Consider the following 12,311-nt stretch of genomic DNA (forward strand, 5'->3'; position numbering starts at 1 on the left):
CCCGAGCCGTACGGCCGGGGAGTCCGTCTTCGTTCACCGGGCCGCCAGGTCATCAGGCCGCCCGGCCGGATCACGGGGATCCGGGCCTCGTCCGGCCGATAGGGTTCGGTCATGCGTCTGGTCATAGCGCGGTGCAGCGTGGATTACGTCGGGAAGCTCACCGCCCATCTCCCGATGGCGCCCCGGCTCATCCTCATCAAGGCCGACAGCAGCGTCTCCATCCACGCCGACGACCGGGCCTTCAAGCCGCTCAACTGGATGAACCCGCCGTGCAAGCTCCGCGAGGAGGAGGGCACCTGGACGGTGACCCACGGCAAGACCGGCGAGAAGCTCGTCCTCACCATGGAGGAGATCATCCACGACACCAGCCACGAGCTGGGCGTGGACCCGGGCCTGATCAAGGATGGCGTCGAGGCCCACCTGCAGGAGCTGCTCGCCGAGCACATCACCACCCTGGGCGCGGGCTGGACGCTCGTCCGCCGCGAGTACATGACGGCCATCGGCCCCGTCGACATCCTCTGCCGCGACCACACGGGCGCGTCCGTCGCCGTGGAGCTCAAGCGCCGCGCGGGCATCGACGCCGTGGAACAGCTCACCCGCTACCTGGAGCTGATGAACCGCGATCCCCTGCTCGCCCCGGTCGGCGGCGTCCTGGCCGCCCAGAGCATCGCGCCCCAGGCCAAGACCCTCGCCGAGGACCGCGGCATCCGCTGCGTCACCCTCGACTACGACGAGCTGCGCGGCATCGAGCGCAACGACACCCTGTTCTGAGTTCCGACGCCCGACGCACCGACGGCCGGTCTTCGGCGGGGATCTCCGCGATGCGATCCCGTGGGGATTCCCGCCCCGGGGCCGGGCGTCACGCCTGCTCCGTCAGTCACGCTCCCCGGCCGGCCTCCCGTCGCCGGGTGCCAGGTGCGGGGTGTGCGTCCTGACCGCTTCGAGCAGCCGGGCCTTCGACGGGTTCACCATCGCCTTTCCGGCCACGGTCACGGTCGGTACGGTCTCGTTCCCGTCCGCGACCGAGCGGACGAACGCCGCCGCCTCGGGATCTCTCCAGATGTTGACCTCGCTGTAGCGCAGCCGCGTGAAGCGCAGGCGCGTGCGCAACTTCATGCAGTACGTGCAACCGGGGCGCCAGTAGACGACCACGCCCCCGTGGTCCGCGTTCTCGTACGACGCCGTCCGGCCTCGGCGAGGCAGGTTCGTGACGACGAGCAACACGATGGCGAGAACGGCGAGAACAAGGAGCGCGAAGGACACCGGGGACATGGGGGAAGTATCTCAAGCCGCTCGTGACCTGACGGCATGGACCTCACCGACCTCGCCGGTCTCACCGCCCCGGCGCTTCGCGCGAACCAGGCTCAGGCCGTGTCTCCTCAGGGTCTCCTCAGGGTCTCCTCAGGGTCTCCTCAGGGCACCGCCCCGAACCCCGGGCGAAGGGCCTTTTCGGCCCCTCGCGCTCCCCGGTCGTTCTGTGGTCCCCCTGACGACGGTCCCCGTTACACCGGTTCCCCTGACAACCGAACCGGATGACGCGGCCCCGTGTCCTCCGTTCGGTGGACACGGGGTTCCATCGAACGTCGGTGCCGCACGGACCGTGCGAACGCGACGCTTGGGACATGCACACAGCGGTGAGAGTGAGAGGCCTGACCAAGCGCTACGGCGACGTCCAGGCCGTCGGGGGGATCGATCTCGACATCCACGCGGGCGAGGTGTTCGCGATCCTGGGCCCGAACGGGGCCGGGAAGTCCACCACGGTGGAGATCATGGAGGGACACCGCACCAGGGACGCCGGGGAGGTCAGCGTCCTGGGGGTGGACCCCGGCAGGCCCACCCGCGCGTGGCGTTCGCGGATCGGCGTCGTGCTGCAGACGGCCGACGACGCGGCCGAGGCGACCGTACGGGAGACCGTGCGGCATTTTGCCGGCTACTACCCGAGGGGCAAGGACCCGGACGAGGTGATCGAGCAGGTCGGGCTCACGGAGAAGGCGGACCAGCGCATCCGGAAGCTCTCGGGCGGCCAGCGGCGCCGGGTGGACGTCGCGCTGGGGGTGATCGGCGACCCGGAGCTGCTCTTCCTGGACGAGCCGACCACCGGGTTCGACCCGGAGGCCCGCAGGCGGTTCTGGGAGCTGATCGAGGGCCTGGCCCGCGACGGCACCACGATCGTGCTGACCACCCACTACCTGGACGAGGCCGAGGCACTGGCCGACCGGGTGGCCGTGGTCGCCGGGGGGCGGATCGTGGCCGAGGGCGAGCCCAAGACCCTGGGCGGCAGGGCCACCGCCAAGGCCCTGGTGAGCTGGTCCGACGCGGGTGAACGCCGCTCCCTGGAGACGGACACGCCGACCAGGACGGTCCTGGAGCTGACCGGCCGCTTCGACGGCGAGGTCCCCGAACTGGCCGTGACCCGTCCCACCCTGGAGGACGTCTACCTCCGCCTCATCGAGACCCCAGCCTGATCGTCTCCCGTACGAGCGCCGACCGATCCCCCGAGGTGATCAGCCATATGAGCCAGACCCTTGCCCGCCCTTCCGCCCCGGCCGTCCAGGCCGGGCAACCCTCCGTGATGCGACTGGGGCTGTCACGGATGGTCCTCGAGAACAGGATGTTCTTCCGCGAGCGGGACGCGGTGATCTTCACCTTCGCCCTCCCGATCGTCATGCTGGTGCTCTTCGGCTCGATCTTCTCCAGCGAGATGGAGGGAACCGGCCTGACCGTCTCCCAGCTCTACGTGGCCGGACTCATCGGGACCGCCGCGATGACGGGGTTCCAGAACCTCGGCATCAACGTCGCGATGGACCGTGACGACGGCACCCTCAAACGGCTGGCGAGCACCCCGCTGCCCCGTACCTCCTACTTCATCGGCAAGGCCCTCAACACCCTGTTCGTCTCCTTCCTGCAGGTCGTCATCCTGCTGGCCATCGGGGTCGCGCTGTTCGACCTGGACCTGCCGTCGGAGGCGTCCAGGTGGGTGACCTTCACCTGGGTGTTCGTGCTCGGTGTGGCCGGCTCGTCCCTGCTCGGGGTCGCGATCAGCAGCCTGCCCAGGTCGGCCAAGAGCGCCGGCGCGGTGATCGCGATGCCGTTCGTGGTGCTGCAGTTCATCTCCGGGGTGTTCATCCCCATCGGGCAGTTGCCGGCCTGGCTGGTGAACGTCGCCTCGATCTTCCCGCTCAAGTGGATGTGCCAGGGTTTCCGGTCGGTCTTCCTGGGTGACGCCGGTGCCACGCTCGAGGTCGCGAACTCGTACGAACTCGACCGGGTCGCCCTGGTTCTGGGAGCCTGGGCGATCGGAGGACTGCTGCTGTGCCTGATGACGTTCCGCTGGAAGAGCCGCCGAGACGGATGAGCCGCGACGGCCACACCGAGCCCCCCGTCCGGGGGGCCGGTGCCCACGCCTGGGAGTCGCTGTGGGGCTGGGAGATACTTCTGGTCCTCGGGCTCCTCCCGCCCATCTGGGGCGCGCTCGCCGCCGACGTGCCCGTGTCGGAGAAGGTGATCGTGGCGGGCTGCCTGGCCGCGATCCTGCCGCTCTACGTCCTGCTGGGCCGCCCGGCGATCGTCGGCGGTGACCGGGTGCGAGGGGCGATCTACATCGTCCTGCTGATCACGCTGTTCGTTCCCCCGGGGCTCACCGCGTCCTACGTGACGTTCGCCCTGTTCGGCCTGTGCCCGCAGTGCTTCATCGTCTTCCGCGTCAGGTGGGCGATCATCGCCATGATCGCGCTGAACCTCTCCCCGATGATCCGCTACCTGTTCCTGGAGGAGAATCCGGAGCCGTTCAACTTCCTGGTGGTCGCCATGACCACCATCTTCTTCTCCTCCACGTTCGGCATCTGGATCGAGCGGATCACCACGCAGAGCGGGGAGCGGGCCGCGCTCATCGAGGAGCTGGAGAGCAGCCGGGCCGAGATAGCCAGGCTCTCGGCCGAGCGCGGGGCACAGGCCGAGCGCGAGCGGCTCGCCGGGGAGATCCACGACACCCTGGCGCAGGGCTTCACCAGCATCATCATGCTGATCCAGGCGGCCGAGGCGCAGCCGGACCCGTCCCGTCACCTGGCGCTGGCCGTCCAGACGGCACGGGAGAACCTGACCGAGGCCCGTCTGCTGGTCACCACGCTGAGCCCGGCCCCTTTGAACGACTCGACCCTGGACGAGGCGCTGCGGCGGCTGACGAACCGGCTCGGCGAGGAGACGGACCTGTCCGGCGGGTTCGAGGTGCACGGGGAGCCCCGGCCGCTGAGCGCGCCCGTCGAGGTGGTGCTCGTCCGCGCCGCCCAGGAGGGCCTGGCCAACGTGCGCAGGCACGCGGCCGCGGAGTCCGTCGCGGTCTCGATCGCCTACCGCGACGGCTCCGTGCGGCTGGAGGTACGCGACGACGGACGCGGTTTCGAGCCGCTCGGCGGCCAGGGGTACGGCCTGCGGGGCATGCGCGCCCGCGTGGAGCAGGTCGGCGGGACCCTCACGGTGACGGGACTCCCCGGCGGGGGGACGGCACTCGAAGTGGTCGTCCCCACCGGCCGGCCCGCCCTCCCCGCCGACGGCGACCTCCCGGAGCCGACCGGCGCCCCCACCGATCCGCCCGCCCTCCCCGCCGACGATCCTCCGGACCTGCCCGGCGCCGCCGGCGGCCGGGCCGGCCAGCCCGCCCAGAGGGTGTGACACATGCTTCGCGTGATGATCGTCGACGATCACCCGGTGGTCCGCGAGGGCCTTCGGGGCATGCTGGAGGCCGACCCCGGGATCACGGTGGTGGGTGAGGCGGCGTCCGGGGACGAGGCCGTCGTACGGGCCGGGGAGCTCGCACCGGACGTGATCCTGATGGACCTGCGCATGCCGGACGGGGACGGGGTGAGCGCCACCTCGCGCATCCTCACCGGGCGGCCGGAGAGCCGGGTGGTCGTGCTGACCACCTACGAGACCGACGCCGACATCGTGCGGGCGGTCGAGGCCGGTGCGGCGGGGTATCTGCTGAAGGACACCTCCAGGGCCGACCTGCTGGCCGCGATCCGCTCGGCGGCGCGCGGGGAGACCGTGCTGTCGCCGTCGGTGGCGACCAGGCTGGTCACCCGGATGCGGGCTCCGGTGGCCGAGTCGCTGTCGCCACGCGAGACGGAGGTGCTCTCCCTGGTCGCCGGGGGGCTGACCAACGCGGAGATCGGCAGGGCCCTCTTCATCAGCGAGACCACGGTGAAGACCCATCTGCTGCGCGTCTTCGGAAAGCTCGGCGTCTCCGACCGCACCGCCGCCGTGACCACGGCCCTGGACCGGGGCCTGCTCACCCGCTAGCGCGGTGACCGCGTACGTTTCATCGGATGCGCCGGCGCGAGGTCACTCCTTGAGGTGCAGGGCGAGCTGGATCCGGTCGCGGAGGCCCAGCTTGCGCAGCACGCTGGAGACGTGGTTCTTGACCGTGCCCTCGGTGATGAACAGCCGGGCCGCGATCTCCCGGTTGGCGGCCCCCTGTGCGACCATCCTGGCCACCTCGACCTCGCGGGCGGAGAGCAGGTCCTGCCCGCGGAAGCGGGTGGAGAGCAGGTCCTCCGCCCGCGATCCGCCGCCCGCCGCGGGCGCGTGCCGGAGCTCGGCGACCAGCCTGGCGGCCACCGGGGCGCCGAGCACCGTCTCCCCCCGGCCCACCCGGTGGACTGCCGAGACCAGCTCCTCGGGTGAGCAGTCCTTGAGCAGGTAGCCCAGGGCGCCGCCGCGCAGCGCGCCGAAGATGTAGTCGTCCTCGTCGAAGGTGCTGAGCACGATCGCGGCCACCCTCGGGTGCTCCGCGGCGAGCCGGACGATCAGCTCGACCCCGTCCATCCCGGGCATCCGCGCGTCCACGAGAGCCACGTCCGGGTCGGTCTCCGCCACCACCCGCAGCGCCTCCTGGCCGTCGGCCGCCTCCCCCACCACCTCGATCCCGGGCTCGACCTCCAGCAGCTTGCGCAGCCCCCGGCGCATCAGCGCCTGGTCGTCGACCAGGATGATCCTGATCGAGCTCACGATCGCCTCCCCACTCCGGCCGGAGCGACCGGTAGCTCGGCCCGTAACGCGAACCCGCCCTCCGGGGCGTTGCCGCCGGTCAGCGTACCTCCGAGGGCCCGGGCCCGCTCGGTCAGCGCCGTCAGCCCGAAACCCCGCCGGGAGCGCTCGCCGGTGCCCTTGCCGTCGTCGGCGACCACGAGCACGGTCCGCGCCTCACCGAAGACGAGCCTGACGCTCACGTGCAGCGCCTCGGCGTGCCTGAGCGCGTTGGTCAGCCCCTCCTGCAGCACCCGGTACAGCACCAGCTCGGCGTCGGCGTCCAGCCGGTGCTCGGTGCCCTCCACCTCGAAGGTGACCGTGATGCCCGTGCCGTCGAACGAGGCGGCCAGCCGTTCCAGCGCCGCGCTGCCCACCCGGCCGTCCAGCCCGAGCGGGCGCAGCGCGCGCACCCATCGCCGGGCGTCGGCCAGCGCCTCGACGGTCAGCTCCTTGGCCTGGCGCACCTCGTCCCAGGCGGCGTCCGGGCGGCGCTCGCGGAAACGTTCGGCGTTCTCCAGATCCATCTTGATCACGGTCAGGTGGTGCCCGATCGAGTCGTGCATCTCCGCGGCCATCCTCGCCCGTTCCTCCGCGACCGCGAGCTCCCTGATCCGCCCCAGCAGGCGCCGCGTCTCCTCACGGCTGCGGCGCGCCTCCAGGGTGGACGAGGCCATCCCCAGCACGAACGCGGAGAACATCGCCATCTCCCCGACCTGGGCCAGCCCGTCGAGGACGGACTTGCCGAAGAGCAGCGGGACGGCCGCGAACAGGAACACCGCCAGAGACGTCAGGATGACCGACGCGGCGCGCATGCCGTACAGGAAGGCGAGGTTGGCGACGGCGATGAGGGGGAGCAGCGTGTGGGTGCCCCTGGAACCGGTGGCCCCCAGCAGCAGGGTGGCCACCAGGAACATCGGGGCCACGAAGCGGCGGCCTCGCGACAGGTCCCACGGCAACACCAGCCACAGGCCCGCGACCAGCGCGAGGTTCAGCCCGGTCAGCACGCGGGCGAGCGGGCCGCTGGGAGAGAGGACGTGGACGACGGCGGTGGCGACGAGCACGCCCCAGAACAGAACGCTGAACAGGAACGGCCGGTCGGCGTCGCGTAACCAGTCCAAACGCAGCATGCCACGACCTTAGGCCGCCGGACTCCCGATGGTGATCCCCCCACAGTCACCATGACGATGGTCATGGTCGTTTCTATCCGCCGCTCGATGTGCCGCGCGGCGCCCGTTTCTAATCTTGCCGTCCATGAAAGCCACTCGCCCCGTCTGGGCCGTGCTGATAACCATGGCCGCCATGTTCGTCCAGATCCTGGTCGGAACGTTGCCCGTCGTGTTGCTGATGGACCAGGGGAATCCGCTCTACAGACCGTTGGGCGTGCTCGGCACCACGGTCGCGTCGATCGCCCTGGTGTACGCGATCCGCCGTTGCCTGGGCCGCCAGAGCTGGTCGGGGGTGCGGCTGACGTGGTCCTGGTCCGCCGTGTGGCATGTGCCGGTCGGCCTGCTCGTCGGCGCTGTGCCGGTGGTCGCCGGGAACGCGCTCTCGGTGGCCCTGGGCGTGGCCACCTGGACCTCGTGGGAGCAGGGGGCGGCGCCCGCACTGCCCTACCTGGCGCTCGCGATCGCGATCATCGTGCTCGGCCAGGCGTTCCCCGAGGAGTTGCTCTGGCGGGGGCACCTGTTCGACACACTCTCGGACCGCCTGTCACCGCGCATGGTCCTGTTCGTCGTGTCGGCGGTCTTCGGCGTCATGCACATCGTCTCCCAGAGCCCGGCCGACGACCTCGCCGAGAAACTGCTCTACGTCGTGCTCGCGACCGCCCTGGGCTTCGCCTGCACGGCGGCGCGGGTGCGCAGCGGCGCGGTCTGGATGGCGGTCGGCGTGCACACCGGCTTCCACGTCGGCAACCTGCTGACGCCCACCAAGGATCTCCGCTACGACGTGCAGCTCATCCTGCTGACCTGCGCTCTCTTCCTGGCCGGGCTGGCCGTCCTGCCCCGGTCGGGCAGGAGCCCGCGCCCCGCCGACGCGGAGCTCCACTCCCGCCGGTGACGACCGTCCGGCCTCTGCGCCGCCCGCCGGGGACGAGCGGAGCCGAGAATGAGCGGGGGCCGGTGACCGGCGACCGTGTTTTTCCCGCTCCGGCCGGAATGGAGCGCACCTCGTTCGCGCGAACGGCAGGACCTTGACCGACTACTCAGACTTGTCACCTTCTTGCACCGGGGATGTAAGTAATAACACAACAACCCTTCCACAAAAAGGATCTTGCACCCATAATGGTTGATTCCGGGGGCCAGAACCATGAGGTGGAAGTGATAAAGCGAGTATCTGTCAACCCCGCGCTGACCTGCGGGAGCTTGACATGAATGGACGGTCCTACCGGGGAATGTCTGCGGAGGAGCGGCTGGCGGAACGCCGGGAGCGCCTCGTCTCCGCGGCGTACACCCTTTACGCCGACCCCGGATTCCCGGAAACGACGATCGAGAGATTGTGCGCCGCGGCACGCATCTCCAACCGCGCCTTCTATGAGTGTTTCTCGGGTCGCGACGAGCTGATGCAGACCGTGTACGACCGATGCGTGCGCGAGACGCTGGAGGAAATGTCGAAAGCCATCGACCAGGCCCCCGACACCCTGGCCTCCCGGGTCAAGACAGGGGTCACCAGTTACATCAACTTCGTCACCGGCGACAGGCGCCGCGCGCGGATCATGCATCTGGAGGTGCGCCGGGCGGGCGACTGCCTCACCACCTCCAGGCAGTCGGCCGTCGCGGCCTTCATCAAGACGATCGAGTCGAACGTCGCCGACCTGCCGGAGGCCACGAAGGCCAACCAGCGCCTCCTCGCGCTGGGCATGATCGGAGCGGTCCAGGAGCTGCTCATCGAGTGGGTCCTGGCCGACGACCCGCCTCCGGTCGGCAAGCTGATCGACACCGCCACGCACATCTTCCACAGGTCCTTCGTGACCTGACGCCCGCGGGAGACGAGAACGGGTCCGCCGGGCCCGTCCTCCGACATGTTCCGGCGCCGCCGTCGCCCCCGAGCTTCGGCGGCCGTCCGGATCAGGCCACCGCGGCCACGGGGAGTTCGACGGTGAGGACCCGGTTGAGCCGGGTCACCGCCAGCACCCGCATGACCCTCGGCGGCACCCCCCTCAGAATGAGACGGCGTTCCGCGCCCACAGCGCGGCGATGCGTGCCCACCAGCACCCCGAGACCGGTGGCATCGATCATTTCCAGCCTGGAAAGATCTACGATCAGGTCGCCGTGCCCGGAGTCGACCGCCTCGTGCAGCCGCGGGCGCACTCGGGCGACGGTTCCCACGTCGAGACGATTCCCGACGCCGACCACTTGAGCCCGGGGGTTACCAGGGACGCGCATGCCTCCTCCTCACGCCTGGCCGCCAAGGAGCGGCGGCCCGGCACAACGGCGGTGCGTCGCCATGGTCATCCGATCACGCACCGCGTCCATACGATGTCGCAGCGTACAAGAAGGTGCGAACCTCCCTTGCTCCCGATGCCGGCCATCTGACGAACATGTGGGTTCCTTGCCCGAATCAAGTGAGAAAACGCTGTTTAAAGCCAACCTTTTTGTTGAGCCGACCGGATCGCGGTGATCCGGTTGGTCGCGCCCAGTTTGGTGATGGCGCTGGACAGGTAGTTGCGGACGGTGCCCTGGGTGAGGTGGAGCGCGGCGGCGATCTCGGCGACCGAGGCCCCCTGAGCGGCCAGTTCCAGGGCACCGCGCTCGCGTTCGGTGAGGGGGCTCTCCCCCGCCATCATCGCCGAGGCGGCCATCTCCGGGTCGAGGTAGCGCCCGCCCGCGTGGACCTTGCGGATCGCCGTCGCCAGCTCGTCGGCGGAGGCGTCCTTGGGGATGAAGCCGCGCACCCCGGCCGCGAGTGCCCGCCTCAGGTGTCCCGGCCGCCCGAAGCTGGTCAGTATCAGCACCGCGCGGCCCGGCAGCTTCTCGGCGACGCTCAGCCCGTCCATCCCCGGCATCTCGATGTCCAGCACGACCACGTCGGGCCGGTGCTCCAGCACGGCCGCCGCCACCAGGTCCCCCCTGGCCACCTCGGCCACCACCTCGACGTCCGGCTCCAGGTCGAGCAGGGTGGCGATCGCCTTCCTGACCAGGTGCTCGTCGTCGGCCAGCAGTACCCGGATCACCGTGCCACCCCCGCCGGACCGCTCGCCCCGGCCGGAGGGCCCGGCAGCGCGGTCATCGTCTGGACCATCATCCTCCCCCAAGCGGAACCGTCGCCCGCAGCCTGAACTCCCCGGGGCCTCCGGGACCCGCCGTGACGGTTCCGCCGATGGCGGCGACCCGCTCCGACAGCCCGACGAGGCCGGTACCGCCTCGGCCCTCCACCCCTTCCACCCCGTCGTTCGTCATCGTCAGCACGACGCTTCCGTCGCGGACGGTCATCACGGTGCGACACTCGGTCGCGGAGCTGTGCCGCAGCACGTTGGTGGTGCCCTCCCTGACCACCCAGGCCAGCAGGGTGGCCACCCCCTCGGGTACCTGGTCGCGCGGCATCCGCAGCGTGCAGCGGATGCCGCCCGCCTCCAGCACCGCGGTCATCGCGCGCAGCTCTGCGGCGAGGTCGACCGTGCGGTAGCCGCGCACCGCCGTGCGGATCTCCTTGAGTGTCTGCCGCGCCAGGATCCGTACCTCGTCCATCTCCCCCGCCGCCCGCGCGGCGTCCACCCCCGACAACTTGGCGGCCACCTCGCTCTTGACGGCGATCGCGGAGAGGCTGTGGCCGACCAGGTCGTGCAGGTCGCGGGAGAAGCGCAGCCGCTCCTCGGTGACGGCCAGCCGGGCCTGCGCCTCCTTGCCCTCCTCCGCGGCTCTCACCACCTGCCAGAACCGGAGCTGGAGCCGGTTGGCCCACGGTGCCGTCGCGGCCACCCCGAGGTAGGCGCCGAGGGCGGGAAAGACTCCCTCCCGGTGCGGCGACAGGAACATGTCGGTGAGCCCGGGACCGGGATCGACGCTCGGAGCCGCGAGAAGCAGGCCGACGGCGATCGCCGCGGCGGTGGCGGCGATCGCGGCGGACCTGCCCAGCAGCAGTACGGCACCCGACGCCCAGGCCGGGCCGAGCAGTCCCCAGGACCAGGGGTGGCCGTCCTGGGTCAGCAGGAGGATCACCGCGACCATGGCCGAGGCGGCGATCTCGCCTCTCGCGCCGGTCCCGGCCACGGCCGCCTGGAGGATTCGCACGTACAGAACGCTGAAGACCAGCAGGCCCGGCACCCCGACTGCCAGCAGCGAGAGCCGGGACTGCCCGTCCGGGTCCCCCAGCGTGCTGAGAGGGCCGACCCAGGCCAGAACGAGGCCCAGGGTCAGGGAGAGCACGGTCATCCGGCGGAGCCCCTGGATGGGGGACCGCTGCCTCCTCCGGGAAAGCACGGAGGGGATGAGGCGCACGAGGCGTCTCATCCCTTTTTCAGCACTGTCGACTGACATTTCGTGATGAAGGCTAACCGTGCCGGGGTTCCCAGCGGAACAGCCATCGGGCCAGCAGTCCGGCCGCCGCGATCCAGACCAGCAGGATCGCGAAGGAGGGCAGCGCGGCCGCCCACTGTCCGCCCATGCTCAGCGCCGCCCCGCCCCCGTGGATGTGATCCCCGCCCAGGAAGGCGGTGCGCGCGATCTCCACGACCGGAGTCGCGGGGAGCAGGGCCGAGATCTCGCTCAGCCCGCCCGGCAGCGTGTCGCTGGGGAACGCGATCGGGGCGCCGACCAGCACGAACAGGAGCACCGGGAGCACCGTGATCTGGGCGAGCTCGGCGTTGGGCGTGAGGCCGGAGAAGGCGGCGGCGAGCAGGCCGAACAGCGCGACTCCCAGGACGGCGACGGTCACGAGCATCGGCACGTTGGCCACCGTGACCCCCTCGGACCGCCACATCCAGACGGCCAGGAGCGCCACCTGGGCGAGATAGAGCGCGAGCGCCCCGAGGGCACTGCCGGCGAGAATCGCCGGGCCCGACGGCTGGCCCGCCCGCAGCCGCTTGAGCACCAGTTCCTCGCGCCGGGCGGTGAAGGAGTTCACCAGGTTGACGAAGACCGCGAACACCAGCAACAACCCCGGCAACCCGGCCAGCACGAAAAGCTTCCCGGCCACGCCGTCGATCTTCTCGGCTCCGACGGCCTGGGTGTACAGCCAGGCCATCAGGAGCGGCAGCAGGAGCACGTTGAACAGGACCGTGGTGTTCCTGCCCACCAGGGTCAGGTCGATTTTCGCGAGCCTCATCGCGTGCAGTACGTCGGTTCCCATGA

General features: G+C 70.6%; 14 protein-coding genes. 7 read left to right on the forward strand and 7 right to left on the reverse strand.

The window, feature by feature from the left end; genetic code table 11:
- The first annotated feature begins 111 nt into the window (after positions 1-111).
- On the forward strand, positions 112-771 hold the full coding sequence (nucS, locus tag ACVCAG_RS32495) for an endonuclease NucS (protein ID WP_440087263.1): 660 nt from the start codon (positions 112-114) through the stop codon (positions 769-771).
- Between the two features lie 102 nt (positions 772-873).
- On the opposite strand, the gene ACVCAG_RS32500 is transcribed toward nucS, so the two are convergent.
- Complete coding sequence (locus ACVCAG_RS32500) at positions 874-1,272, reverse strand: glutaredoxin domain-containing protein (protein ID WP_440087262.1); 399 nt, start codon at positions 1,270-1,272, stop codon at positions 874-876.
- A 350-nt stretch (positions 1,273-1,622) separates the two neighbouring features.
- Between ACVCAG_RS32500 and ACVCAG_RS32505 the strand changes: the two genes are divergently transcribed.
- From ACVCAG_RS32505 to ACVCAG_RS32520, 4 genes are read left to right on the forward strand one after another with little or no spacing between them, the layout of a single operon-like run.
- Complete coding sequence (locus ACVCAG_RS32505) at positions 1,623-2,465, forward strand: ATP-binding cassette domain-containing protein (RefSeq protein WP_440087261.1); 843 nt, start codon at positions 1,623-1,625, stop codon at positions 2,463-2,465.
- Positions 2,466-2,512: 47 nt separating this feature from the next.
- On the forward strand, positions 2,513-3,355 hold the full coding sequence (locus tag ACVCAG_RS32510) for an ABC transporter permease (protein ID WP_440087260.1): 843 nt from the start codon (positions 2,513-2,515) through the stop codon (positions 3,353-3,355).
- The gene (locus ACVCAG_RS32515; protein ID WP_440087259.1) at positions 3,313-4,668 is read left to right on the forward strand and encodes a histidine kinase; all 1,356 of its coding nucleotides are present in this window, start codon (positions 3,313-3,315) and stop codon (positions 4,666-4,668) included. Before ACVCAG_RS32510 ends, ACVCAG_RS32515 begins: the two co-directional genes overlap by 43 nt.
- 3 nt (positions 4,669-4,671) lie before the next feature.
- Positions 4,672-5,295 carry a response regulator gene (locus ACVCAG_RS32520; protein WP_440087258.1) on the forward strand — a complete coding sequence of 208 codons (624 nt, stop codon included), beginning with the start codon at positions 4,672-4,674 and terminating at the stop codon, positions 5,293-5,295.
- A 42-nt stretch (positions 5,296-5,337) separates the two neighbouring features.
- Here the strand turns inward: ACVCAG_RS32520 and ACVCAG_RS32525 are convergent, their stop codons facing one another.
- Together ACVCAG_RS32525 and ACVCAG_RS32530 are read right to left on the reverse strand one after the other, a co-directional pair.
- On the reverse strand, positions 5,338-5,961 hold the full coding sequence (locus ACVCAG_RS32525; protein WP_440087286.1) for a response regulator: 624 nt from the start codon (positions 5,959-5,961) through the stop codon (positions 5,338-5,340).
- A gap of 38 nt (positions 5,962-5,999) precedes the next feature.
- Entirely contained in the window at positions 6,000-7,151 is a 1,152-nt protein-coding gene (locus tag ACVCAG_RS32530; RefSeq protein WP_440087257.1) for a histidine kinase, read from the reverse strand.
- Positions 7,152-7,275: 124 nt separating this feature from the next.
- Here ACVCAG_RS32530 and ACVCAG_RS32535 point away from each other — a divergent pair, with 124 nt between their 5' ends.
- Positions 7,276-8,082, forward strand: a complete 807-nt coding sequence (locus ACVCAG_RS32535; protein ID WP_440087255.1) for a CPBP family glutamic-type intramembrane protease — start codon at positions 7,276-7,278, stop codon at positions 8,080-8,082.
- 310 nt (positions 8,083-8,392) lie between these two features.
- Complete coding sequence (locus ACVCAG_RS32540; protein WP_362679946.1) at positions 8,393-8,998, forward strand: TetR/AcrR family transcriptional regulator; 606 nt, start codon at positions 8,393-8,395, stop codon at positions 8,996-8,998.
- 91 nt (positions 8,999-9,089) lie between these two features.
- Here ACVCAG_RS32540 and ACVCAG_RS32545 read toward each other — a convergent pair whose 3' ends face one another.
- The 4 genes from ACVCAG_RS32545 to ACVCAG_RS32560 all read right to left on the reverse strand — a co-directional run bounded on the left by ACVCAG_RS32545 (position 9,090) and on the right by ACVCAG_RS32560 (position 12,309).
- Positions 9,090-9,407, reverse strand: a complete 318-nt coding sequence (locus ACVCAG_RS32545) for an STAS domain-containing protein (protein ID WP_362679943.1) — start codon at positions 9,405-9,407, stop codon at positions 9,090-9,092.
- A 194-nt stretch (positions 9,408-9,601) separates the two neighbouring features.
- Positions 9,602-10,195 (reverse strand): response regulator, encoded by a 594-nt coding sequence (locus ACVCAG_RS32550; RefSeq protein ID WP_440087253.1) that lies wholly within the window; start codon positions 10,193-10,195, stop codon positions 9,602-9,604.
- Positions 10,196-10,262: 67 nt separating this feature from the next.
- On the reverse strand, positions 10,263-11,393 hold the full coding sequence (locus tag ACVCAG_RS32555) for a histidine kinase (protein ID WP_440087251.1): 1,131 nt from the start codon (positions 11,391-11,393) through the stop codon (positions 10,263-10,265).
- Positions 11,394-11,511: 118 nt separating this feature from the next.
- On the reverse strand, positions 11,512-12,309 hold the full coding sequence (locus ACVCAG_RS32560) for an ABC transporter permease (protein ID WP_440087250.1): 798 nt from the start codon (positions 12,307-12,309) through the stop codon (positions 11,512-11,514).
- Positions 12,310-12,311: the final 2 nt, after the last annotated feature.

The organism is Streptosporangium sp. G12 (assembly GCF_052983175.1).